Below are 23,981 nucleotides of genomic sequence, written 5' to 3' on the forward strand. Positions count from 1 at the left end.
CCGCGTTCCGCGGCCACTGTCGGTGCCCGGTGCCATCATCGGTCCATGACGCAGGGATCCGAGTCCGCACGCTCCGGCAGGCGCACCGCCGACACCGTCCTGCACCGCTTCGAGCAGTGGGCCCGGGACACCCCCGAGGCCCCCGCCCTCATCGCGGGCCCGGACAGCCTCACGTACGGGCAGCTCGACGCGCGCGCCGGCCGGCTCGCGGGCCTGCTGCTCGCCGCGGGACTGGCCCCCGGCGCCCGGGTCGCCGTCGGCACCGGCCGCCAGGCCGAACTGGTCGCCGCCCTCCTCGCCGTGCTCAAGGCCGGCGGGGCCTACCTCGTCATCGACGTCGAGGACCCGCGCACCGGGCGGCGCCAGCTCGCCGGCGCCGAGCCCGACCTCCTGCTCACCCGTGCCGCCCACCAGGCAGCCCTGGACGACGGGAGCGGCCTGCGGGTGATCCGGTTCGGCGAGGAGGCCGCGGCCGCCGGCGGCCGGCCCGCGCCAACGCCCGGTCCCGGGCCCGCCCGCACCGCGGCGGTCCTGTTCAGCGGGGCGGCCGAGCCGCGGGCCGTCCCCGTGGGCCAGGGCCTGCTCCTCGCCGCGTACGAGGCCTGGGCGCAGGCCGTCCGGCCGGCCCCGCAGGACCGGCACCTGATCACGGCCCGCCCCGACGTCACCGCCTTCGCCGCGGGCTGGACCCGGGCCCTGTGCTCGGGCGGGGCACTCGTGCTCCCCTCCCGCGCACCCTGGAGGGGAGAGGAGATCACGGCGGCGGTCGAGTCCGAGCAGGTCACCGTGCTCCACGCGGGCCCCGCGGACGCCGTCCACCTGCTGGCTCCGCCCGAGGCGCCGCGGATACCCGTCCCGCGGACACCCCTCCCGCAGGCGTCCGTCCCGCAGGCCCGCCCGGCCCCGGGCGGCGCCGTCCGGTCGCTGCGGCTGCTCGCCTTCTCCGGAGACCGGCTCCACCTCGACGACATGGCCTCCCTGCACGCCGTGCTCCGGCCCGGAGTGCGGGTGCTGAACGTCTACGGCACGGCCGAGACCGCCGGCGCCGGCACCTGGTTCGAACTCCCCCAGCTGCCGCGCCCGCTCGACGGCCCCGAGGAGCGCTCCCTGCTCGGCACCGCCTTCCCCGGCTGCCGGGCCGAGGTGCGGGACGGGGAGGTACACCTCACGCCGCCCGGCGGCGGCGAGCCGGTGCCCACCGGCGACCTCGGCGTGCTCCGCGAGGACGGACTGCTGGAGTTCCGGGGCCGGATCCGCGACCGGATCACCCTCCCGGACGGCCGCTCCCTCGACCCGCACCCCGTCGAGTCCGTGATCCGCGGCCACCAGGGCATCGGCGCGGTGATCGTCAACGGGGTGGACGGGGGCCGCGGCCCGCGCAGCCTCGTCGCCTACGCGTCCCCGCGGCCCGGAGCGCCCGCGTGGCCGCCGGGCGGCGGGCTGCCGGACGTCGAGGACCTGCGCGCACACCTGGCGGGGAAGCTGCCCCGCGAGCAGGTCCCGCTCCGGGTGGTGCCGGTGCGCGCCCTGCCCCGCAACCGGGCCGGGCAGGAGGACCGGGCCGCCCTGCCCCTGCCGATCCTGGGCGCCGCGGCGCGGCCCGCCGGGAGCAAGTCCGGCCGGCCGGCGGTCCGTCCGGCCGGTCCGTTCCCGAGCCGCTGGGCTGCCGCCTGCGGGGGCCTGGGAGCGGGCTTCGTCGGCCTGGTCCTCACGAAGGTCTTCTGGCCCGGATCGACGGACCTCACCGGCGTACCGCAGCCCTGGGCGTTCCTCTTCCTCGTGCTCTACCTCGTCGAGTGCGCGGCCTTCGGCATCGGGCTGGTCTTCCTGTTCGCCGGCCGCGCCCGGATGCCGCGCCGCGGCCGCGGCCGCCGGCTCACCGGCTCCGCGCACCTGGCGGTGGCCTACCTGCTGATGGCGTGGTGGCCGCAGGACAACCTCTACCGGCTCGCGGCCAAACAGGACTGGCCGCGGCAGGCCGCACTCGTCTACACCTTCAACATCCCCCTGATGATCGCGGCCGCCGTGGTCGCCGCCTACGTCGTCGCCAAACCGCCGGACCCCTTCGACTTCGACGACTGACCCCGGCCGGGGCTCACCGCCCCGGCTCGCCCGGCCCGAACAGCCCCCCGCACGCCAGGGCCCCGGCCCGGACCAGGTCCTCGGCCGCGTCCAGCATCTGCGCGCTGTGCGCGGCCACCAGGAAGCCCAGCCACGGCGCGGGTTCGAAGGCGGCCGTCGGGATCGCCGGGACGAACACCGCGCCCAGCTCGGCGCACTCCCGTGCCAGCCGTGCGCACAGCTCGTCGAGCTGCGGTGCGGGCAGCCGCGCGCCGAGCTCCACCCGGTCGGCGATCCGTACGAGGTGCCCGGCGCCCCGCAGCGCGTCGAGCCGGGCCGCCACCATGAAGGCGACGGCCGGCCCGGTCAGGCGCAGATTGGCCTCGGTCGGCGCGAGGCGCCCCTCGCCGGCGGTCACGAAGTCCACGTCGAACCAGCCGCGGTAGCCGCTCGCCGCCAGCTCCCGGCCCACCGCCGCCCCGAAGGCGCCGAGCGGCTCGCGCGCCCAGGCGGGCAGCACCCCGGGCCCCACGGTGGCCCCCGCGTAGCAGCCGTCCCGTACGTCCATGACCGCCCCGCCGACCGCGTGCACCAGGCCGTCGGCGGCCACGAACCCGTCGTACGTGAGATCGCGCGGCCCTTCGTCCCGCGCCGGGGCGTGCACGTACTCCTCCACCAGCAGCGGCCCGCGCGGCAGCCGGCGCAGCACGCCGCGCCCCCCGCCCGCCGCCCGGACCTGTCCGGCGGTGACCACCGTGGTGCCCGAACCCCCGACCCCGTGCTCCGACTTGAGCACGCTGCCCGCGCCCGCCCGGGCCCGCGCGGACACCAGCCGGGCCGCCGCCCACCGGGTCGCGGGCCGCCACTGCGCGGGGAGCACGATGCCGGGGTGCCCGCCCCGGGCGAGGATCCGGCCGAAGAGCCCGTGCGCGGCGGACTTCGCCTCGTACCGCAGCTCCGCGGGCCGCCACGGCCGCCCCGCCAGCCGCCCGAAGGGCCGGGTCAGGCCCCAGGGAACGAGCGGCAGCCCGGCCCCCGTCAGCCGCGCGGCGAGCGCCGGCCGCTCCCGTACGCGGTCCAGCAGCCCCGGACCCCGCCCGGCCAGGCCGTCGTACACCTCGACCCCGGTCCAGCCCAGTTGGCGGCCGACCAGCTCGGTCCAGCCCCGCGGCACCGCCCGGGGCAGCACCAGGGCGGCCGGGCAGGGGCTGTAGAAGGCGGCCAGGCAGGCGTAGTGGTGCGCGGCCGCCTGTTCCCGGTCCAGGGTGGCGTCGGCGAACTGGGCGTTGAACTCGGCCACGTTCCCCAGGTGGACGGCGCGCCCGCCACCGGTCCAGGCCCGCGCCCAGTCGGCGAGCGGGGCCGGGGACACCTCGAAGCGCACCAGCCCGTCCGGACCGCCCGGCACCGCTGCCGCCCCCATCGCCCGGTAGAAGCCGGCCGCGTGCGGATCGGAGTCGATCACCAGGCGGCGCACCCCCAGCTCCGCCGCCCGGCGCAGCACGTCCCGGTACAGCAGCCGTCCCACGCCCCGCCCGATGGCCGAAGGCTCCACGAACAGCAGCCCCAGCGAGGCGAGCGGGGCGGCGCCGTCCAGGGAGGCCAGTCCGAGCACCGCGCCCCCGCCGTCCTCGGCCACCACGATCCGGCGGGCCGTCACGTCGGCGGGGTGGATCCGCAGTTCCCCGGCCCAGGCCGCCAGGGTCTGCGGCGGGTATCCCCAGTACTGCTTCGACCGCATCACGAGCCCCGTCAGGGCCTCCGCCTCGGCCGTCCGCGCGCCCCTGACCTTTGCCAATTCCTGACCTCCCCATGGTCCGCGACAGGGCCGTGCGATAGATTCGGCCAGCCCACGGCACATCATTTCCCACCCACGCGGAGACAGGCTTCTCAATGAGCGACATCATCAACGGACTTGGCCGCACCAGCGCGTACGGCGCCCTCGGCCTCGTGCTGCTGATCCTCGGCATAGTCCTGGTGGACGTGCTGACGCCCGGGAAGCTCCCCAAGCAGATCTGGGAGGAGCGCAACCGCAACGCGGCCCTCTTCCTCAGCTCCGCGCTCCTCGGCATCGGCGGCATCGTCTTCACCTCGATCTGGACGACGTACGACGACTTCGGCAAGGGCCTGCTGTCGACCGCGGCCTTCGGCCTGCTCGGCCTGATCCTGATGGCCGTGGCCTTCCTGGTGCTCGACGTGGTGACCCCGGGCAAGCTCGGCGCCATCGTCGTCGACCCGGAGCCCCACCCGGCGGTCTGGGTCTCCTCGGCCTGCAACCTGGCCGTGGCCGCCATCGTGGCGGCATCGATCGCCTGACACGGGCACGACCGAGAGCGCCGCTCCCCCCGGGCAGCGGCGCTCTCGTCGTATCCGGTTCCGGGCGGTCTACGCCAGGCCCAGCGCGAACACCGCGAACCCGGCCGCCAGCAGCCCCGCCACGGTCCGGCGCACCGCCGGCGCCGTGCGTCCCTCCCGCGCCGGGCCCTCGAACCGCTTCGCGTAGCGGGCGATGGCGACCAGCAGCAGCGCGAACACCGGCATCCACGCCAGCCGGCCCGCGATCCAGCCCAGGCTGTCCGGCGCCGTCGTCAGCCCCGCCACCTCGCCCAGGAACGAGCCGGGAAGCGCCGCGGCCAGCATGGCCGTCTGGTGCCAGCACAGGATCGTCATGGCACACAGGTTGACCACGACCACCGGCGCCCACAGGGCCGGCCGGGCCAGCAGCCTCGCCAGCCGGTCGCGCAGCAGGATCGCGGCGCCCGACTGGGCCGCCGCCAGGGCCAGTACGAGCAGCGACGGCGGGTGCGAGTTGGTCCGCTCCGCCCCCGGCACGCCCACCATCGACGCCGGGTAGTGGAAGACCGCGAGCAGCGCCGCGAACAGCAGGATCCCGCCGGCCAGCAGCAGCCGGCCGCCGCGCCGCCCGATCCGCCCCTCACCCCAGCCGACACCCAGCTGGTAGGCGAACAGCCAGCCCGGCAGGATGTTGAGCAGCGGGACCCAGCCCGGCACCGAGCCGGCGAGCGGCCCGTAGCGCAGGAAGTCCACCACGGCGACCGAGACGAGCAGCGGAGCCGCGGCCCAGCCGCCGAGCCGGCCGGCCGCCCGCACGCAGTACGGGGTCAGCGCGGTGATCGCCACATACACCCCGACGAACCACAGCGGCTGGATCACCAGCGTCGCCCCGGTCCGCAGCGTCGCCTCCGGCACCCCCGCCGCGTACAGCAACGGCGCGGCCAGCGCCCACACCGCCGTCACCCCGAGCACCGGACGTCCCAGCCGGACGATCCGCCCCTTCAGCCACGCGCCCGCCGAGCCCGTGCGGCGCCGGAAGGACAGCGCCGAGGCGTAGCCGCCGACCAGGAAGAAGATGCCGAGCATCTGCAGCACCCAGCTCGCCGGGGCCAGCGCGCCGAAGGCCGACAGGGGACTGGCGTTGTGCAGCCCGCCGTCGGCGTCGAGGGTGAAACCGCCGAGCAGCCAGTGGCCCGTCGGCACGGCCAGCAGGGCCAGGGCGCGCAGTCCGTCGACCGCCCGGTCCCGGTGGGCCGGGGTCCGCCGCTCGATGCGGTCGGCGGTCCGCTCCAGCAGGGCCCGGGTGCGCGGCGCCGTCATCGGACCTCTCCCGCCGCGATCGCGGCGAACGCCGCCAGGGACTGGGTGCCGGGTGCGAAGTAGCCGGTGTGGCCCTGCACGTCGGCGGCGGGCACCCGGCGGGCGCCGAACGCCGCGGAGGTGGGGTCGCAGCCGTGGCCGATCCCGGCGAACTCGACGTTCGGCACGTCGGCGATCCAGTCGGAGGGTCCGCGGGCCGCCCACACCCGGGCGCCGGTGCGCAGTGCGGCCGCGGTGCCGGCGCGCATGCCGGGGGAGCCGAAGGCCACGATGTCGGTGGCGTCCGTGTGCCGGGCCGCCAGCCCGCAGACCACGGAGCCGTAGCTGTGGCAGAACAGCACCGGGTCCGGCGCGCCCACCGCGTCCAGCCCCGCCGTGAACCGGGCCAGGCGCGGTGCCCCGGCCTCGGCGAGCCGGCCGTCGGCCGCGTCCAGTCCCACCCCGACCGGGGTGGTGTAGCCGATCCACGCGATGACCGCGGTGGACCCGCCGGCGGCCGCGCGCAGCGCGCCGGCCATCCCGGCCGGACCGGTGGCGGGCCCCCGCCGGGCGTCGTGGCGGGTGGCGTCGTTGTCCGACCCCGGCACGACCACCGAGACGTGCGCCGCGTGCTCCAGGTCCCCGAACACCTCGGCGACCTGGCCCCGGCCGCGCGGGTCGAAGGCAAGGATCTGCCGGCCCGGCGCCCCGAGCGAGGCGTAGCGCGGCTCGCCCGTGGCGGCGATCGCGATCCGGTTGGCCTCGTACCGCAGGGGGAGCGGAGCCCCGTCCAGGTTCCCCACCACGAGCGGGTGCGACCGTACGAGCTCCCGGCGCGCGGCCCCGTCCAGCCCGGCGAAGAACCGGGCCACCTCGTGCGGCGCCGCGGTCGCCGGATCGGGCAGCGCCCGGCCGGACACCGTGTCGGCCCGCCAGGCGGCGGTGCCGGGCGGCGGCCCGGTGACCACCCGCTGACTGTCGCCGGAGGCCCACCCCGCGGTCCCCCCGACGACGGCGACCGCCAGCGCGGCCGTGGCCATCGTCCTTCCGAAGCGGCGCATGCCCCTTCTCCTCTCCTCGTGACGAGGGGGAAGGTAGGAAGGAGGTACCGGCCCGTACGTCGGACCGTGGAGCCAAGTCGGATGTCATACCCCGGTAGGGGGTGGAGGAGAAGCCGCGCTCAGCCGGAGTCGCCCGGCCGCACCAGGCCCGCCTCGTACGCGAAGATCACCGCCTGCGCCCGGTCCCGCAGGTCGAGCTTGGCCAGCACCCGCCCGATGTGCGTCTTGACCGTCTGCTCCGCCAGCACCAGGTGGCCCGCGATCTCCTGGTTCGACAGCCCGCGCGCGATGAGTTCCAGTACCTCGGTCTCCCGCGGGGTCAGGCCGGCCAGCCGCAGCGCCGGATCCTTGCGCGGCGCCGGGCGCTGCTGCACGAAGTCGGCGATCAGCCGGCGCGTCACCGAGGGCGCCAGCAGCGCCTCGCCCGACGCGACGACCCGTACGGCGGCGATCAGGTCGGCCGGGGGCGCGTCCTTCAGCAGGAACCCGGAGGCGCCCGCGCGCAGCGCCTCGTACACGTAGTCGTCGATGTCGAAGGTGGTCAGCATCAGCACCTTCGGCCGGTGCACCACCCCGCGCGGGGGGTCGAGGAGCTCCCGGGCCGCCGTGAGCCCGTCCATCTCCGGCATCCGCACGTCCATCAGCACCACGTCGGGGTGCGTGGAGCGGGACACCTGCACTCCCTGCCGGCCGTCGGGCGCCTCGCCCACCACGTCGATGTCGGCCTGCGCCGACAGCAGCGCGGCGAACCCCGCCCGCACCATGGCCTGGTCGTCGACGATGATCACTCGGATGGTCAACTGGGTTCCTCGTCGGGGGTGTTCAGGGGAAGGCGGGCGGCGACCCGGAAGCCGCCGTCGGGCAGCGGACCGGTGTCCAGCGTCCCGCCGGTCAACCGTACGCGCTCCCGCATCCCCACCAGGCCGTGCCCCGTGCCCGAACTCTCCAGCGCCACCACGGCGTCCGGGGCCGGACCGTTGACCACGAGCACCAGGACCTCGTCCTCGTCGACGGTCACCGAGACCCGCGCCGCCGCCCCGGGGGCGTGCCGGACCACGTTGGCGAGCGCCTCCTGCACGATCCGGTACGCCGACAGGTCCACGGCGGGCGGGGCCGCCTCGGCCGCGCCGGCGGCCAGCGACAACTCCACCGGCTGCCCGGCCCGTACGGTCGCCTCCACCAGCTGCTGGATCCGGCCGATCCCCGGCTGCGGCGCCTTCTCGCCCTCGGCCCGCTCCGTCCCGTCCCCGCGCAGCACGGTCAGCAGCCGCCGCATCTCGCCCAGCGACTCCCGTGCGGCGGCCGCGATCGCCGCGAACTCCTCGCGCACCGGCTCCGGCATGCCCGGCAGCCGGTACGGCGCGGAATCGGCCTGCACGGTGATCACCGACATGTGGTGGGCCACCACGTCGTGCAACTCCCGGGCGATCCGCGCCCGTTCCTCGAGCAGCGTCCGCCGGGCCCGCTCCGCCTCGCTGATGCTCTCCTGTTCGGCGATCCGCTGCTGCGCGTCGCCCAGCCCGCGCAGCGCGCCCGTCAGCGCCAGCATCACCCCGCCGAGCACGAACAGCAGCGCGGCGGTGTTCATCGTGCCGTCCGGCTGGAAGAAGCCCAGCACCACCCCGACCGCGCCGGTCGCCAGCCACACCCCGACCAGGGTCCGGATGGACTCGCGCAGCCCCAGGCAGGCCATCAGCAGCAAGTACCCGACGATCACCATCGGCGTCCACGGCCAGGGGTGCGCGGCGACCCGCTCGGCGTGGATCAGCAGCATCGCGCCGATCGTGTCGGCGAGCAGGACCACGGCCCAGGCGTGCAGCGGCCGGGTCACCGCGAGCAGCAGCGGCACGGTCTGCGCCACGCCCAGCGCGCCCGCCCAGCCGCCGCCCAGCCCGTAGTCGTTGGCCAGCACGGCGATGGTCACCGGCAGCAGGGTCACCACGAAGACGCCGACCACGGCGAACGGCAGCATCCGCTGCCAGGCCTTGGGCGCCTGCGCGAACAGCGGCTGAGCCGCCCGGGCGGGCGTGCGCAGCACCACGGCCAGCTGCGCCAGCGCGCCGGGCACCCGCGGGCCGGGGGAGGACGGGACGGCAGGGACGTCGCGGGTCCGGCCGCGCAGCCGGAAGCGGGCTTTGTCGCTCATGATCGGGCCAGCCTATGCGCAACGGGACCGGCGGATAGGCTGCCGGCCGGACGATCACGGGGGAGCTGTGGGCATGGGCGGGGCTGCCGCGCTGGAAAAGCTGGTGCCGGTGCTGCTGGCCTTCGGCGGCGGAGTGCTGCTGGCCCGCCGCAAGGCCGTGCCGGCCGAGGCCTCCAAAGCCTTCTCCGACTACGCCTTCCTGTTCGCCGTGCCCTGCTACCTCTTCGGCAACATCTACGCCGGCGACCTGGCGGCCCTGTTCGACTGGCGGGCGATCGGCGGCTACGCCGGGGCGGCCGCCCTCGCGGCGGCGGCGGTCGCGGCGGCGGCCGTGGCCCACGGGATCAGGGAACCCCGCGGGGTGGCCCTGCGCGTCATGGCGGGGGTCCAGGTGAACACCGCGTACTTCGCCGTCCCCGTCTTCATCACCGTGTTCGGGACGGCCGCCCCGATCTTCCCGGTCCTGCTGTTCCAGGTCTGCGTGCTGTCGCTGGCCGTCATCGCCGTGATGGAGCTCGGCCGGGCGGGCCCCGGCGCGGGCGGCCCCGGACGGCGCCTGGCCCGGGCCCTCGGCGCCTCGCTCGCCACCCCCCTGGTCCTCGCCTGCAACGCGGGCATCCTCCTCAACCTGCTGTCCGTGCACGTCCCGGCCGTGGTCCTGGACGCGGCCGCCTTCGTCGGCGACAGCGCCTCCCCGGTGGCCCTGTTCGCCCTCGGCCTGCACCTCGGCGGCCTGGGCCTGGACCTGCGGGGCACCACCCGCGAGGAACTGGCCCTCATCGCCTTCAAGTGCCTCGCCTTCCCCCTGCTGACCTGGGCGGTGTGCGGGGCCCTGGTCGGCGTGCGGGGCGAATGGCTCGCGTACCTCGTCGTACTCGCCGCGATGCCCACCCCGCAGAACCTGTTCATCTTCGCCCAGCGCTACGACGTCGGCGTAGCCCTCTCGGCTTCCATAGTGATCAAGACCTCCCTGGCCTCCCTCCTCCTCCTGCCCCTGTGGCTCCACGCCGTGGCCTCTTGACGACCCCGCGGCCGCGGTGCGGCGCTGCCGCGGCATCCGGTCGTACCCCCGGAGGGCAGCGGCTCGTTGGGCCGGTATGGAACTGCCGACCATCGCGGCGCCGGGCGTCGGGGAACGGGCCGACGCCGTGGCCGATGCCGCCTGCCACCTCTACGACACCGTCGCGCCCTGGCGGACCGGCGCGCCCGGAGGGTGGAGCCGGTCCGCCGCCGAGGACGCCGCCGAGGCCATCGAGACCACCGCGCACGCCCTCGCGCACATCGACCCGGGGGCCGAAGTGGTGCTCGCGCCGGTCCACGCCGCGCTCGCCGACCTGCGCCGCCGGCTCGGCCTCGCGCCCGCCGACCCGCTGACCGCCGCGGGGCTGCCGGCGACGCCGCGGACGGTCGGCAACCCGCGCCGGACGCGGTGGGTGCGGGTGCTCACCCCGCCTTTGCCCCGGCAACCGCCTTCGCGTACAACTTCCTGATGTCCGAGCCGAAGTAGGAGCTGTACGAGGTGTCGGCGGTGTCCCCGCCGGTCTTCCAGCCGCCGATCACCCCGACCACGTCGCCGGTCCTGGTGCGGGCGTCGTAGCGGACCAGGAACGGGCCGCCGCTGGTCCCGCCCGGGTAGCCGGTGCAGTCGATCCGCAGGAACGAGCCGGGGATCCGCGCGTCCCTGCTGGTGAACTTCGTCGTCCGGTTGACGCACCGGCGCGGGCGGGCCGCCGAGGACGGGTACCCGATCAGCGTGACCTGCGGATGCGCGTAACCGGCGCCGGTGACCAGGCGGTTGCCGCCGACCACGTTCTGCACCGGGACCCCGGCGGCGTTCGGCCCCACCTGTGCGAAAGCCACGTCGAGCCCGGCCGCGCGGTCGACGCCCCGGGACCGGTAGCGCGGGTCGATCCAGATCCGGGAGCGCCCGGCGGCGTCCCGCAGGACGGGGAACATCCCGTACGGCTGGGGCTTCGCGCGCGTGTACCGCGGTACGAACGCCACCCGCTGGGTGTCCGCGCCGAGCAGGCAGTGCGCCGCGCTGAGTACCAGGTTGCGCCCCGGGGAGGCCACCACGCTCGCGGTGCAGAAGTACGACCCGGCGCCCTTGACCACGAACATCCGGCCCACGACCGGGATGCCGTCGAAGTTCTGGCCGACCCCGGGCGCTGCGGCGGCGGGCAGCGCGGCAGCCGGCCTGCGGACGGGAGCGGGCTCGGGCGCGGTTGCGGGAGCGGACGACGGGGCGGCCGGGGTGGGCGTTGACGGGGGTACGGGCTCGCCCGGCTCGGCCACCGGGCCCGACGGCGCCTCTGCCGGCAGCGTCCCGGCCGGCGGTGCGGGCTCCGCCGGGGGCAGCGGGGCGGCCGAGGCCATCCGCTCGGCGGTCCAGAAGGCCTGCGCCTCCCGGGCGGACCACCGGCCCACCGCCGCCTGCGCGCCGCCGCCCGCCCCGGCGCCGGGCAGCGGCCCGGCCGGGAGCAGCAGGGTGGCGACCGCCGCGGCCATCGTCAACGTACGTCGCATGGGTCTCCTAGAGCGCCTGGGGGAAGCGGAACAACCGGTCGGGGTCGTAGGCGCGGCGGACGTCCTCCAGCCGCGACAGGTTCGGCCCGTAGTAGGCCCCGCGCCAGCCTGCGAGCCGCGGGTCGGCGTAGTTCTGGTACGCCCGGCCGCTCGCCCAGGGGCGCAGGTCCTGCCAGAGCCCGTCGAGCCAGGACTGGTGCCGGGCCGCCTCCGCGGCCGTCGCGGACCGCGGCCAGTAGGCGAGGTACTGGGCGAGGAAGGCGCTGTCGCGGTGCACGAAGGCGGTGTCGAGGGCCCCGACCCGGTTCAGGGCGCCCCCGCAGACCCCGTCGAACTGCACCACCCCGACTCCGCCCGGCGGAACCTCCGCGCCGTACCGCCGGACGGCGGCCAGCACCGCGCCGACCGCCGCGTCCGGCAGCCCGGCGCCCGTCCAGAAGTCGGAGCGCGCCGCGTACGAGTCCCGGCCCAGCAGGCCCGCGGGGTCCCGGCCGGGCAGGGTGCCCGGCAGCCGGCACTGCTCCGCGCTGCGCTCCAGGCAGCCCGACAGGGTCCGTACCGTGTCCCCGTAGCTCCGTACGGTGCTCCAGCTGTCCCGGGGCGGGCGGCCGACCAGGTCCGCCAGGCGGGTCAGCTGCCGCTCCAGCTCCGGGCGCCCGTCGAGGCACACCACGCGGACCGCCGGGGGCGGCGCGGCGGATCCCGCCTCGACCGTGAACTCCACCTGGGACCAGAACGGGTCCGGGAGTCCGGACAGCCAGCGCTGCCAGCCGTGCAGGACCGCCGCCGAGTCGCCGTGGGACCAGTGGAGTTCGGCGAGGGCGCAGTCGCCCGCCGGGTGGGTGCGGAACCGGAACTCGGTGACCACCCCGAAGTTGCCGCCCCCGCCGCCGCGCAGGGCCCAGAACAGATCCGGGTCCCGGTCGGCGGACACCTCGCGCACGGCCCCGTCGGGGGTGACGACCCGGGCGGCGGTGAGCCGGTCGCAGGTGGCGCCGTACGCCCGCGAGGCCGGGCCGAGGCCGCCGCCGAGGGTGAGTCCTGCGATGCCGACGGAGGGGCACAGCCCGGTCGGCACGGCGAGCCCGCGCCCGGCGAGGGCGGCGTTCACGTCCCCGAGCCTGGCCCCCGCGCCGATCCGTACGCCGTCCCCGTCGGCCTCGACCGCGGCCATGGCCCCGACGTCGACGACCAGGCCCCCGGCGCGGGTGGACCATCCCGCATAGCCGTGCCCGCCGCCCCGGGCGACCACCGGCACGGCCGAGCGGCGGGCGAAGTCCAGGCAGACGGCCACATCGGCCGCATGGGCGGGATAGGCGACCGCCCCGGGGGCCACGGAGTCGTACCGGGGCTGGAAGAGCTGCCGGGCCTCGGGGTACGCGGGGTCGCCGGGAAGCACCAGCCGCCCGTCGATCCCGCGGGCGAGCGCGGCGTAGTCAGGGCCCCGGCCGGCCGCCCCCACGGTGGCGAGGACGGCCGCGGCCGCACTGCCCAGGACCTGGCGCCGACGGAGGCTCATGCCTCCTTCCTGCCACCGCCCGCGCCGAAGGGCGTGAAGGCGGGCCCCCACACACCGGGCTGACCCCCGAACGGCCCACGGCCGGCCGGCGCGGGCCGGCCGGCCGTGGGCCGGTGCGGGTCGGTGCCGGCCGGTCCCGGCAGGTGCGGGCCGGGCCGGCGCCCGTCAGTCGGTGCCGAACTCCATCGCGGCGCGGTCGAGCATCTGCTCGTCGTCGCCTTCGGCCAGGCCGCGGGAGGCGATGACCTCGGCGCCGCCCTCCGGCATCGCACCGATCAGCCCGGTCGAAGCGGCCTGAGCGGCGCCGATCAGGGTCTCGTGCGTGTTGCCGACGATGCCGAGAGCGGCGTACTGCTCCAGCTTGGCGCGGGAGTCGGCGATGTCGAGGTTGCGCATGGTGAGCTGGCCGATCCGGTCCACCGGGCCGAACGCCGAGTCCTCGGTGCGCTCCATGGAGAGCTTGTCCGGGTGGTAGCTGAAGGCCGGGCCGGTGGTGTCGAGGAGCGAGTAGTCCTCGCCGCGGCGCAGCCGCAGGGTCACCTCACCGGTGACGGCCGCGCCGACCCAGCGCTGGAGCGACTCGCGGATCATGAGCGCCTGCGGGTCGAGCCAGCGGCCCTCGTACATGAGGCGGCCGAGCCGGCGGCCCTCGTTGTGGTACTGGGCGAGGGTGTCCTCGTTGTGGATCGCGTTCACGAGGCGCTCGTACGCGGCGTGCAGCAGGGCCATGCCCGGGGCCTCGTAGATGCCGCGGCTCTTGGCCTCGATGATCCGGTTCTCGATCTGGTCCGACATGCCCAGGCCGTGGCGGCCGCCGATGGCGTTCGCCTCCATGACCAGCTCGACCGGGGAGGCGAACTCCTTGCCGTTGATCGTCACCGGGCGGCCCTGGTCGAAGCCGATGGTCACGTCCTCGGCCGCGATCTCGACGGAGGGGTCCCAGAACCGCACGCCCATGATCGGGTCGACGGTCTCGACGCCGGTGTCGAGGTGCTCCAGGGTCTTGGCCTCGTGGGTGGCGCCCCAGATGTTGGCGTCGGTGGAGTAGGCCTTCTCGGTGCTGTCGCGGTAGGGGAGGTCGTGGGCGAGCAGCCACTCCGACATCTCCTTGCGGCCGCCGAGCTCGGTGACGAAGTCGGCGTCGAGCCACGGCTTGTAGATGCGCAGGTGCGGGTTGGCGAGCAGGCCGTAGCGGTAGAACCGCTCGATGTCGTTGCCCTTGAAGGTGGAGCCGTCGCCCCAGATCTGCACGTCGTCCTCGAGCATCGCCCGGACCAGCAGGGTGCCGGTGACGGCGCGGCCGAGCGGCGTCGTGTTGAAGTACGCCCGCCCGCCGGAGCGGATGTGGAACGCGCCGCAGGTGAGCGCGGCCAGGCCCTCCTCGACCAGCGCGGCGCGGCAGTCGACCAGGCGCGCGATCTCGGCGCCGTACGCCGTCGCACGGCCGGGGACCGACGCGATGTCGGGCTCGTCGTACTGGCCGATGTCGGCGGTGTAGGTGCAGGGGACGGCACCCTTGTCGCGCATCCACGCGACTGCGACGGAGGTGTCGAGTCCGCCGGAGAAGGCGATGCCGACGCGCTCGCCGGTGGGCAGTGAGGTGAGAACCTTAGACATAGGAAGAGTATGCGGCATCATGCATGATCATGCAACGTAGCCGTTCCGGAGCCCACGGACCGGGGTGCGCGCGCCGGCCGCGAGCCCCCGGCGTCCGCTCGGGTGAGGCCGGCGCCGCCACTCACCCCCCGGCCAGCGGATTGGGCAGCTCCGCCCACTGGTCGCCCGGCACGCCGGGGCTCAGCCGCATCAGGGTGAGCGCCTTGGTGGGCAGGGGCCCGGTCAGCAGCGCCTCGGTGTCGGGGGTGGCCGGCAGCCCGGCCGCCGCGGAGGCGAAGGCCCCGGCGAAGGCGCCGGCCGAGCCCGCAGTGGCGCCCAGCGCCCCGGTCAGCACGGAGCCGAAGAGCTTGCGGCGCAGGGCGGTCACGTCGTCGGTGATCAGCCGTCCGGACAGGGGCGGTACCGGCAGCCCGTGCCGGACCAGCCGGGCCGGGCTGATCCGGATGTCGGCGAGATCTCGGTAGACCAGCCGTACCGGGGCGCCGGAGGCGGACAGGACGACCAGGAGGTTCTGGCCGTGGGCCTCCAGGGCCACGCCGAGCTCCAGCACGCGCAGGGACACCGACAGCGCGAGCCGGGCGAACTCGGCCAGCCAGGACGCCGAGCGCGCCGGGGGGAACCAGGCCAGCGCGGCCACCGGCAGCACCCGCTCGCCCGCGGCCTCGTCCGCGTACACCTCCGGCGGCTCGCGCAGCACGGCCGCGAGGTCCGGGCTGTGGGCGGTGACCGCGCCCAGGGTGCGGGTGACGTGCAGCCGCCCGTCGAGCCGCTCCGACAGGGCCTGGGCGAAGGCGGAGACGGCCGCGGCCGTCTCGATGGAGTAGCCGGAGATGTCCCGTACCGAGGAGGTGAGCCGGGTGCTGAGCGCGGTCTTGACGTGCGCCCCGCCCGCCACCGGGGCGAGCGTCCGCAGCGCCATCAGCGGATGCGCCGCGAAGCCGCCCCGCACGCGCTCGTGCCCCAGCACGTGCTCCGCCTGCCAGGGGTGCACCGGGACCAGGACCCGCCCGCCGTCCCGCAGTTCCGCCGGCCAGCCTTCGGTGACCAGGCACTCCTCGGCCCGTACGGCGACCAGCCCGAGCTCCACCACCGGCCGGTGCTCGGGTGCGTACGCCAGCTGCTCGGCCACCGAGAAGCCGGGCCGGGAACGGCAGTTCGGGTGGTACGGATGGCCGTCGACCACGCGCTGCTCCCACTCCCGGGTGGTCCGCGGGCCGGGATCGTCCGGGTCCTCGCCCCGGACCGTGCCCCAGTCCGTGTCCCGGACCGGGTACCCGTTCCCGCCCGCGCCCCCGCCCGCGTCCCCGTCCCCGCCCGCGGCCGGCTGTCCGGCGCGGGAGAGCGCGAGCGAGGCCGTGCTGCCGTCCAGCTCGGCGGCGAACCCCTCCCCGTGCGGCACGCCCAGGGCCGCCATCAGCCGGGCGGCCTGCCGGTGGGGCTTTCCGTCGAGCAGCACCTCCCGTACGTACGGCGTGGTGGCGTAGGCGTCCGGCAGCGGGCCCTCCAGGCGGCCGCCCCCGGCCAGCAGCAGCGTCAGCCCGTCGGCGCCCCGCTCCCGGCCCGCCACCCACGGCAGCGGCTCGAAGGCGAGGGCCCGCCACAGCCGGGTCAGTACGGCGGCGCGTGCCCCGCCGAGTGCGCCGGTGTACGCCGGTTCGAGCGCGGGGCGCACCGATACCAGCTCTGCCGCGACCGCCTCTTCGGCGGGGGAAGCGGGAAGATACATGCTGGGAGCTCCGTACATCGGGATACCGCTTTTCAGGATGATCACGTCATCATCGCGGATACTGATGATCACGGCCGGTGGGAGCTTCCGCTGCCCCCCCCGGCGCACCGGACAGGACCGAATGGAACCAGTGGACTTCAACGCCGCCGCCGACGCCTACGCGGCCACCCCACTCCTGAACTGTCTGCTCCGGGAGGCCGCCGAGCCGGCCGCGGACCAGGGCGCGGGGGTCCACCGGCTCCGCGGCAGCGGCCGGCTGCTCCGGGTGCGGGGCGCCCGCCGGCCCGAGCATCCCGAACTGCGCACGGCGGACGGCTGGCATCCGCTCAGCCACAGCGAACTGGTCAAACTCACCTCCGACGAACTGGGCCGGTACACCGGCGTCCCGAACGACGAGCTGCCGGTCGAGATCGACGACAGCCGGGACACCGTCGCCGCGCTGCTGGCCGCCCGCGCCGCCGCCGAGCCGCCGGCCGACCCGTACCTGCTCTCCGAGCAGTCCCTGCTGATGGGCCATCCGCACCACCCGGCGCCCAAGGCCAGGGGCGGGGCCCCGGCCGCGAGCTGGCTGCCGTACGCCCCCGAGGCCCACGCCCGCTTCCCGCTGGCCTTCCTGGGGCTGCGCGAGGACCAGGCCGCCGAGGAGGGCGGGGCGGCCGCCGCCGCGGCGGTCGACTCCCTCGCCGACGCCCTCGGCGGACCGCGCCCGCCCGCCGGCTACCGGCTGCTGCCCGCCCACCCCTGGCAGCTGGACCTGGTCGGCTCCCGGCCCGCGGTGCGCGAGGCCTTCGCCGACGGGCGGCTGCTGCGGCTCGGCGAGAGCCGCCTGCCCGCCTGGCCGACCGCCTCGATCCGGACCCTGTACGTACCGGGGGCCGCGGACCTCTTCGTGAAGTTCAGCCTCGACGTCCGCATCACCAACGACGTGCGCCGGCTGTGGCGCCACGACCTGCTGAAGCTGCGCCGCACCGACGCGGCGGTCGAGGCGGGCTTCGCCGCGCTGCGCCGGGCGGGTGCGGGCGCGGCCTGGCTCGCCGACCGCGGCTACCGCACCGCTGATTTCGCCTTCGAGGAGCTCGCCGTCCTCGTCCGCGACGGCTTCGGTGCCCGCGGCGGGCCCGCGCACACCGCTCCCGGGGCCACGCCGCTGCTGGCCGCGGCCCTCGCCGAGGGCTTCGCCGGGAGCCCCCTCGAGCGCACCGCCGACCCGGCCGCGTGGTGGCGGGCGTACCTGCGCCAGGTCGTGCCCCCGGTGCTGGAGTTGTTCGCCCGCCACGGAGTCGTCCTGGAGGCGCACCTCCAGAACACCGTGATCGCCGTGGACGCGGCGGGCCTGCCGGTCCAGGCCCTCTTCCGCGACGCGGAGGGGGTCAAGCTGCTGTCCGACCTCGAGCGCGGGGCGGCCTGGCAGCGGCTGGTCTACTGCCTGGTCGTCAACCACCTGGCGGAGATCGCCGGTGCGCTCGGCGAACGGCATCCGGACATCTCCGCGCTCGTGTGGCCGGCCGTGCGGGAGGAGTTCCTGCGCTACGACGCGGAGCGCGGGCTCCCGGAGATCGCGGAACTGCTCACCGCCCCCGCCCTGCCGGCCAAGACCAACCTGCTGCTGCGCTGGACCCGTGCGGACGGCGCGGACGCCCGCTACCTGCCGCTCCCGAATCCGCTGAGGGGGTAGGGAACCGGCCAAGGTGTGCCCGGTCCGCGAACTCCTCTCACTCAAAGGTATAGACCAATGCTAGGTTGGTCGGGCAGACCGCGCAGTCCTTGACCACCCGTCAGAGGAGAAGCCATGCCCTCCCCTTCGCGGGGCGGCGGCCCGGCCGCCATGCCCAAGTACCAGCGGATCGCCGCAGCGCTGCGGGACGAACTCGACCGCGCCGCGCAGGCCCCCGGCGGCAGACTGCCCTCGGAGCGCAGCCTGGCCGCGCGCTACCAGGTGAACCGGCAGACCATCCGGGCCGCGCTCCAGCACCTGCGCGAGGACGGCCTCGTCGTCACCGGCCGCCGCGGCACGCGCGCCGTCGCGGCCGACGCGGCCGCGCCTCACGCGCCGGGACCCGCGGCGGGATCCGCTCCCGTGTCCGCACCCCCGCCCGGGTCCGTCCGTGCGCAGAGCTGGCTCACGCTGGTCACCGTGCCGCCCTCGCTCGCCGCGCTGCTCGGGATGAGCGGCGGCGAGCGGACCCTCGTCCACCACCGGCGCGAACGCGGCCCGGCGGGCGAGACCCTGCGGCACGCCGTCACCTACCTCAGCCGGGACGCCGTCGCGGGCAGCCCCGAGCTCGCCCGCTACCGCGACCGGCCTGCGGCGGTCCGGGACGGGGACCTGGCCCCCGTGCACCGCTGGCTCGACCGGGCGGAGGCGGACGGCCGGGTCGCCGAGACGCTGACCATGACGCGCATCACCCATCCGCCGGCCGCCGCCCAGGCCTGCGGCCTGACCGTGCGCCGCACCCTGCACGACGCCGCGGGCCGGCTGCTGGCCGTCACGGACCTGGCGTTTCCCACCTGGGACCGGCTGATCTTCCACCGTGACCTGCCCGATCACCGCGATCACCGCGATCACCGCGACCGTCCGGTCACCGGCTTCCGCGTGACGTAGAGGGGTCGAGGGCCGGGCGGATGCCGAGGAGCTCGGTGGCCTCCCGGGCCTCCCGCCCGGTCATCTCCGGGGCCGGGGGCGGGGCGCCCCGGTCGGCGGCGGCGCCGGTCAGCAGGGCGAGCAGGCCGGCGACCTGCACGCCCGCCTCGGCCGGGTGGCGGAAGACCGCGCCGGGGGAGATCTCGTACCGGTTGCGCCGGCCGTCGCGGACGCGCCGCAGATAGCCGTCCGTCTCCAGGTCGGTGACGATCGTCTGAACGGTGCGCTCGGTCAGGCCGCACACAGCGGCGACGTCCCTGAGCCGCACGGCCGGGTCCCGGGCGATGGTCACCAGAACGCGGGCGTGATTCGTCAGGAATGTCCAGTTATTGCGCTGAGACATGCTCCCCATGCCGTCATGATGCGACGAGTGATTCACGTGACGCAAGACGTGAAACGCATTTCCGGTAATTCTTGACGGGAGACGAGAAGAGGGCCAACATCTACGGCAGTCAAGGTCCCGCGCCGCAAGCCGACCAGCCCAAGGAGCGAACCCCATGCCGGTCCCTGCCCCGTACTCCCATACCGGCGTCGTCTCTGGCGGCGCCTCGGCCCCCGCCGCGCACGCCACCCGCGCTTCGGCCGCCGTCCCCAGCCCGCGCCGCGGCGCCGAATCGGCCGCCCGCAGCGCCGGGGTGCCGCGGATCGACGACCCCCGGGAGATGGCCCCCGCGGACGCGAGGGAGCTCTCGAAGGTCTTCTTCCAGCGGCTGCGCTCGCTGACCGAGGGCACCGCGGAGTACCAGTACGTCCGCAACACCCTCATCGAGATGAACGCCTCACTCGTCCAGTACGCCGTGCGCCGCTTCCGCACCCGCGGCGAGGGCTGTGACATGGAAGACATCGTCCAGGTGGGCACCATCGGCCTGATCAAGGCCATCGACCGGTTCGACCCGGCCCGCGAGAACGAGTTCTCCACGCTCGCCATGCCGTACATCACCGGCGAGATCAAGCGGCACTTCCGCGACACCTCCTGGGCCGTCCGCGTCCCGCGCCGGCTCCAGGAGCTGCGCATCGACATCGCGAAGGCGAAGGAGTCGCTGACGAGCGAGCTCGACCGGTCGCCCACCGTCGCGGACCTCGCCGACCGCCTCGACCTCTCCGAGGAAGAGGTGATCGAGGGGCTCTTCGCCGCCAACGCCCACACCAGCGGCTCCCTGGACGCCCCGCAGGCGGCTCCGTACGAGTACGGCGGCGGCCAGACCGAGGGCCACACGCTCGCCGAGGTCATCGGCGAGGACGAGCCGGCCATGGAACTGGTCGAGGACATCCAGACCCTGGCGCCGCTGCTGGAACGGCTCGGCGAGCGCGAGCGCCGGATCCTGCGGATGCGGTTCGGGCAGGAGCTGACCCAGGCGCAGATAGGTGCCGCGCTCGGCATCTCGCAGATGCAGGTCTCGCGGGTGCTGAACCGGATCCTGGGGCACCTGCGCGACTCCATGCTCGAGGACGGGCCGCAGGCCCCCGCCCGGACCGCATCCGTGAGGTAGATCACCTTTGCGTTTGCGCAGGTGAACGCCGGGAACGAGCGAGGCTGGAGTGGAACCACCTGCTCCGGCGCAGCCCGCCGGAGTGCGTGGCGCACGCGGGCAGATCCCGCCCCGCTCCGCGGTCCGCCGGCCGGGAGGCCGGCGCGCCGTACCCGGTACGACCCGCGAGGTGTATGTGTCCACGCTCCAGGCCGAGCACGTCTACAAGGTGTTCGGGAGACGAGCCGACGAAGGGGTCCGTGCGCTCCGCGACGGCACCGACCGCGAGGAGCTGCGCGCCGACGGCACGACGGCCGCGGTCATCGACGCCTCCTTCAGCGTCGAGCCCGGCCAGATCTTCGTCGTCATGGGTCTCTCGGGATCCGGCAAGTCCACGCTGCTGCGCATGCTCAACGGACTGCTGGAGCCCACGGCGGGACGCATCCTCTTCGACGGCGAGGACCTCACCGCGCTGGGCGCGCGCGAGATGCGCCGGGTGCGCTCCACCAAGATCAGCATGGTCTTCCAGCACTTCGCGCTGTTCCCGCACCGCGATGTCCTCGAGAACGCCGCGTACGGACTGGAGGTCCAGGGCGTCCCCCGGGCCGAGCGTGAACGCCGGGCCGGCGAGGCCCTGGAGCTGTGCGGGCTCGGCGGCTGGGAGAGGTCCTGGCCCGACGAGCTCTCCGGAGGCATGCAGCAGCGCGTGGGCCTGGCCCGCGCCCTGGCCACCGACGCCGACCTGCTGCTGATGGACGAGTCCTTCAGCGCGCTCGACCCGCTGATCCGCCGCGACATGCAGGACCAGCTCCTCGAACTGCAGCGGCGGCTGAAGAAGACCATCGTCTTCATCACCCACGACCTCAACGAGGCCATGCGCCTGGGCGACCGCATCGCCGTCATGCGCGACGGGCGCATCGTCCAGCAGGGCACCGCCGAGGACATCCTCATCCGCCCCGCCGACGACTACGTCGCCTCCTTCATCCAGGACGTCGACCGCTCGCGCGTCCTCACCGCCGACGCCGTCATGGACGAGCCCCCCGCCGGCGCGGACGCCTGCGCCTGCCCCACCGTCCCCGGCGACACCCCCCTCGCCGACCTGTGCGCCGTCAGCGCCCGCGTCCCGCACCCGGTCGCCGTGACCGACGCGGACGGCGCGGTCATCGGCTCGGTCCCGCAGGACCGCCTCATCGCCTTCATCGGCGACGAACCGCGGCCCCCGATGGCCTGCGTGGAGGTGGCCGCCTGATGCCCCGCCTGCACCTCGGCGCCTGGGTCGACAGCGGTGTCGACTACCTGCAGAGCCATCTGTCCTGGCTGTTCGACGCCATCAGCACGGTCGTCACCGGCCTCTACGACGGCATCGACGCCGTCCTGTCCGCCCCCGCCCCCCTGCTGTTCGCGGGCATCCTCGCCGTCGGAGCCTGGTGGCTGCGCGGACTCCTCGCGGGCCTGCTGGCCTTCGCGGGCTTCGCACTCGTCGACTCCGTCGGCCTGTGGTCCGAGGCCATGTCCACGCTGTCCCTGGTCCTCGTCGCCACCCTCGTCACGCTGCTCTTCGCCGTCCCGCTCGGCATCTGGGCCTCGCGCTCGGACCGGGTCAGCGCCGTCCTGCGGCCCGTCCTGGACTTCATGCAGACCATGCCGGCCATGGTCTACCTGATCCCCGGCATCATCTTCTTCGGGGTCGGCGTGGTCCCCGGCATCATCGCGACCATCATCTTCTCGCTGCCGCCGGGCGTACGGATGACCGAGCTCGGCATCCGCCAGGTGGAGCCGGAACTGGTCGAGGCGGCCGACGCCTTCGGCACCGCGCCGCGCGACACCCTGGTCCGCGTCCAGCTGCCGCTCGCCCTGCCGAGCATCATGGCCGGGGTCAACCAGGTCATCATGCTGGGCCTGTCCATGGTCGTCATCGCGGGCATGGTCGGCGGCGGCGGCCTCGGCGGCGCCGTCTACCGGGCCATCGGCAACGTCGACATCGGCCTCGGCTTCGAGGCGGGCATCTCGATCGTCATCCTCGCCATGTACCTCGACCGGATGACCGGGGCGCTCGGCCGCCAGGTCTCCCCGCTCGGCCGTCGCGCCCTCGCCAAGGCGCGGTCCGCCGCCACCGGCGCGGCCAAGGTGTGGAGCCACCGCCCCCAGCCCGCCTACGCCATCGCCGGGGCCGTCGTGCTCGCCCTCGTGGCCGGGGGCCTGGGCACCTTCGGCGGCTCGGCCGCCAAGGACGGGCCGGCCGGCGCCGCCGACATCGGCAAGGGCCGCACGCTCTCCGTGGGCTACATCCCGTGGGACGAGGGCATCGCCTCCACCTTCCTGTGGAAGGAGCTCCTGGAGCGGCGCGGCTTCAAGGTCGACGCCCGCCAGCTCGAGGCCGGCGCGCTCTACACCGGCCTGGCCGGCGGCCAGCTGGACTTCCAAACCGACTCCTGGCTGCCCGTCACCCACGCCCAGTACTGGGAGAAGTACGGGAACAAGCTGGAGGACCTCGGCTCCTGGTACGGCCCCACTTCGCTGGAGCTGTCCGTGCCCTCGTACGTGAAGGACGTGCGCTCGCTCGCCGACCTGAAGGGCAAGTCCGCCCAGTTCAAGGGCCGCATCATCGGCATCGAGCCGAGTGCGGGCGTCATGTCGATCCTGAAGGACAAGGTCCTCAAGGAGTACGGCCTCGAAGGCGAGTACCAGGTCGTCGACGGCTCCACGCCCGGCATGCTCGCCGAGCTCAAGCGGGCCTACGACAAGAAGGAGCCCGTCGTCACCGTGCTCTGGTCCCCGCACTGGGCGTACTCCTCGTACGAGCTGACCAAGCTGGAGGACCCGAGGGGCGTCTGGGGCAAGGGCGACGGCATCCACACCCTGGCCCGCAAGGGGTTCGCCGCCGACGAGCCCGAGGTGGCGCGCTGGCTGAGCTCCTTCAAGCTCACCGAGCAGCAGCTGACCAGCCTGGAGGCGAAGATCCAGGACACCGGCAAGGGCAAGGAGCAGCAGGCGGTCCGCGCCTGGCTGGCCGAGAACCCCGAGGTCGACCGGCTGGCCTGACGGGCCGGTCCGACCACCCGCGCCCCGGGGACCACACCGCTGTGGACCCCGGGGCGCGGTGTCGTTGCCGGCCCGTGACGGGCCGAGCGGGCGGACAGGGCGGCGGCAGCGGCCGGCGGCGCGTGCGGTTGGTCACCAAGTGCCCCCAAGAGGACCGGAATCCTCCTGGTGACCACACCTCTGACCAGCCAAAACACTGGACGATTCGCCCGTGCGGACCAGGGCCTGCCCATGGCACAGTGCGATCAGTCCAACCGCACGACCAGGGAGCCTCCATGCGCGATCCGCACGCCACGCCGCTCGCGGCCGCACCCGCGTGCCCTCCGGAGCCCGGTCCGCTGCCCTGCTGCCCGGTCTGCGAGGGCGCTCCGGAACGCATCTCCTGGCGGCAGCGGCCGGGCCGTCCGGTGGTGCTGGTCTTCGACCCCTGCGGCCACCAGTGGACCTCGCCGGCCCCGCCGGTGCTGGCGGTCACCCTCTGAGCCGAGGGGCGCGGAGGGCGGCCGGGCCGCCCCGCCTCCGTCCAGCCTGCCCGCGCGCCCTTCGACCCGCCGGATCCATGCTCAAAGATGCGTGGTA

At 75.2% G+C, this 23,981-nt stretch carries 20 protein-coding genes; 10 read left to right on the plus strand and 10 right to left on the minus strand.

Annotated features, from left to right (window positions below; genetic code table 11):
* The first annotated feature begins 45 nt into the window (after nt 1–45).
* On the plus strand, nt 46–2,082 hold the full coding sequence (locus AB0D66_RS14195) for an AMP-binding protein (protein WP_362301687.1): 2,037 nt from the start codon (nt 46–48) through the stop codon (nt 2,080–2,082).
* A 13-nt stretch (nt 2,083–2,095) separates the two neighbouring features.
* On the opposite strand, the gene AB0D66_RS14200 is transcribed toward AB0D66_RS14195, so the two are convergent.
* A complete protein-coding gene (locus tag AB0D66_RS14200) occupies nt 2,096–3,859 on the minus strand; it encodes a GNAT family N-acetyltransferase (protein WP_362301690.1) in 1,764 nt (587 codons plus the stop codon).
* A 95-nt stretch (nt 3,860–3,954) separates the two neighbouring features.
* Here AB0D66_RS14200 and AB0D66_RS14205 point away from each other — a divergent pair, with 95 nt between their 5' ends.
* Nucleotides 3,955–4,377: a DUF350 domain-containing protein gene (locus AB0D66_RS14205; RefSeq protein ID WP_069923065.1), complete on the plus strand. Its 423-nt coding sequence runs from the start codon at nt 3,955–3,957 to the stop codon at nt 4,375–4,377.
* Nucleotides 4,378–4,446: 69 nt separating this feature from the next.
* On the opposite strand, the gene AB0D66_RS14210 is transcribed toward AB0D66_RS14205, so the two are convergent.
* From AB0D66_RS14210 to AB0D66_RS14225, 4 genes are all read right to left on the minus strand, one after another.
* Entirely contained in the window at nt 4,447–5,676 is a 1,230-nt protein-coding gene (locus AB0D66_RS14210) for an acyltransferase (RefSeq protein ID WP_362301692.1), read from the minus strand.
* The gene (locus AB0D66_RS14215) at nt 5,673–6,716 is read right to left on the minus strand and encodes an alpha/beta hydrolase (RefSeq protein ID WP_362301695.1); all 1,044 of its coding nucleotides are present in this window, start codon (nt 6,714–6,716) and stop codon (nt 5,673–5,675) included. Before AB0D66_RS14215 ends, AB0D66_RS14210 begins: the two co-directional genes overlap by 4 nt.
* 119 nt (nt 6,717–6,835) lie before the next feature.
* Nucleotides 6,836–7,516: a response regulator transcription factor gene (locus tag AB0D66_RS14220; RefSeq protein WP_362301698.1), complete on the minus strand. Its 681-nt coding sequence runs from the start codon at nt 7,514–7,516 to the stop codon at nt 6,836–6,838.
* Nucleotides 7,513–8,862, minus strand: coding sequence for a histidine kinase (locus AB0D66_RS14225; protein WP_362301700.1), 1,350 nt, complete (start codon nt 8,860–8,862; stop codon nt 7,513–7,515). The genes AB0D66_RS14220 and AB0D66_RS14225 overlap by 4 nt, the downstream gene beginning before the upstream one ends.
* Nucleotides 8,863–8,935: 73 nt before the next feature.
* Between AB0D66_RS14225 and AB0D66_RS14230 the strand changes: the two genes are divergently transcribed.
* A complete protein-coding gene (locus AB0D66_RS14230) occupies nt 8,936–9,883 on the plus strand; it encodes an AEC family transporter (RefSeq protein ID WP_362301703.1) in 948 nt (315 codons plus the stop codon).
* Between the two features lie 76 nt (nt 9,884–9,959).
* A complete protein-coding gene (locus tag AB0D66_RS14235) occupies nt 9,960–10,352 on the plus strand; it encodes a hypothetical protein (protein ID WP_362301706.1) in 393 nt (130 codons plus the stop codon).
* On the opposite strand, the gene AB0D66_RS14240 is transcribed toward AB0D66_RS14235, so the two are convergent.
* The 4 genes from AB0D66_RS14240 to AB0D66_RS14255 form a co-directional block, all read right to left on the minus strand.
* On the minus strand, nt 10,306–11,388 hold the full coding sequence (locus tag AB0D66_RS14240) for a trypsin-like peptidase domain-containing protein (RefSeq protein WP_362301709.1): 1,083 nt from the start codon (nt 11,386–11,388) through the stop codon (nt 10,306–10,308). The genes AB0D66_RS14235 and AB0D66_RS14240 overlap by 47 nt on opposite strands.
* A 7-nt stretch (nt 11,389–11,395) precedes the next feature.
* Nucleotides 11,396–12,907: an FAD-binding oxidoreductase gene (locus AB0D66_RS14245; RefSeq protein ID WP_362301712.1), complete on the minus strand. Its 1,512-nt coding sequence runs from the start codon at nt 12,905–12,907 to the stop codon at nt 11,396–11,398.
* A 165-nt stretch (nt 12,908–13,072) separates the two neighbouring features.
* Nucleotides 13,073–14,524, minus strand: a complete 1,452-nt coding sequence (argG, locus tag AB0D66_RS14250) for an argininosuccinate synthase (protein WP_362301715.1) — start codon at nt 14,522–14,524, stop codon at nt 13,073–13,075.
* Nucleotides 14,525–14,645: 121 nt separating this feature from the next.
* Nucleotides 14,646–16,250, minus strand: coding sequence for an IucA/IucC family siderophore biosynthesis protein (locus AB0D66_RS14255; RefSeq protein WP_362301718.1), 1,605 nt, complete (start codon nt 16,248–16,250; stop codon nt 14,646–14,648).
* A gap of 121 nt (nt 16,251–16,371) precedes the next feature.
* On the opposite strand from AB0D66_RS14255, the gene AB0D66_RS14260 reads away from it, so the two are divergent.
* The gene (locus AB0D66_RS14260; RefSeq protein ID WP_362301721.1) at nt 16,372–17,925 is read left to right on the plus strand and encodes an IucA/IucC family protein; all 1,554 of its coding nucleotides are present in this window, start codon (nt 16,372–16,374) and stop codon (nt 17,923–17,925) included.
* Between the two features lie 114 nt (nt 17,926–18,039).
* Nucleotides 18,040–18,852: a GntR family transcriptional regulator gene (locus AB0D66_RS14265; protein WP_362301724.1), complete on the plus strand. Its 813-nt coding sequence runs from the start codon at nt 18,040–18,042 to the stop codon at nt 18,850–18,852.
* Here AB0D66_RS14265 and AB0D66_RS14270 read toward each other — a convergent pair.
* Complete coding sequence (locus AB0D66_RS14270) at nt 18,830–19,243, minus strand: helix-turn-helix domain-containing protein (RefSeq protein ID WP_362301727.1); 414 nt, start codon at nt 19,241–19,243, stop codon at nt 18,830–18,832. The genes AB0D66_RS14265 and AB0D66_RS14270 overlap by 23 nt on opposite strands.
* Before the next feature lie 145 nt (nt 19,244–19,388).
* Between AB0D66_RS14270 and AB0D66_RS14275 the strand changes: the two genes are divergently transcribed.
* From AB0D66_RS14275 to AB0D66_RS14290, 4 genes are all read left to right on the plus strand, one after another.
* Complete coding sequence (locus AB0D66_RS14275) at nt 19,389–20,381, plus strand: SigB/SigF/SigG family RNA polymerase sigma factor (RefSeq protein ID WP_362301730.1); 993 nt, start codon at nt 19,389–19,391, stop codon at nt 20,379–20,381.
* 175 nt (nt 20,382–20,556) lie between these two features.
* Nucleotides 20,557–21,609 carry a glycine betaine/L-proline ABC transporter ATP-binding protein gene (locus AB0D66_RS14280; RefSeq protein ID WP_362302002.1) on the plus strand — a complete coding sequence of 351 codons (1,053 nt, stop codon included), beginning with the start codon at nt 20,557–20,559 and terminating at the stop codon, nt 21,607–21,609.
* Complete coding sequence (locus AB0D66_RS14285) at nt 21,609–23,402, plus strand: ABC transporter permease/substrate binding protein (protein WP_362301733.1); 1,794 nt, start codon at nt 21,609–21,611, stop codon at nt 23,400–23,402. Before AB0D66_RS14280 ends, AB0D66_RS14285 begins: the two co-directional genes overlap by 1 nt.
* A 275-nt stretch (nt 23,403–23,677) precedes the next feature.
* Nucleotides 23,678–23,884: a hypothetical protein gene (locus tag AB0D66_RS14290; RefSeq protein ID WP_362301736.1), complete on the plus strand. Its 207-nt coding sequence runs from the start codon at nt 23,678–23,680 to the stop codon at nt 23,882–23,884.
* Nucleotides 23,885–23,981 lie beyond the last annotated feature (97 nt).

It is taken from the genome of Streptomyces sp. NPDC048270 (assembly GCF_040652335.1).
Classification (GTDB): domain Bacteria; phylum Actinomycetota; class Actinomycetes; order Streptomycetales; family Streptomycetaceae; genus Streptomyces.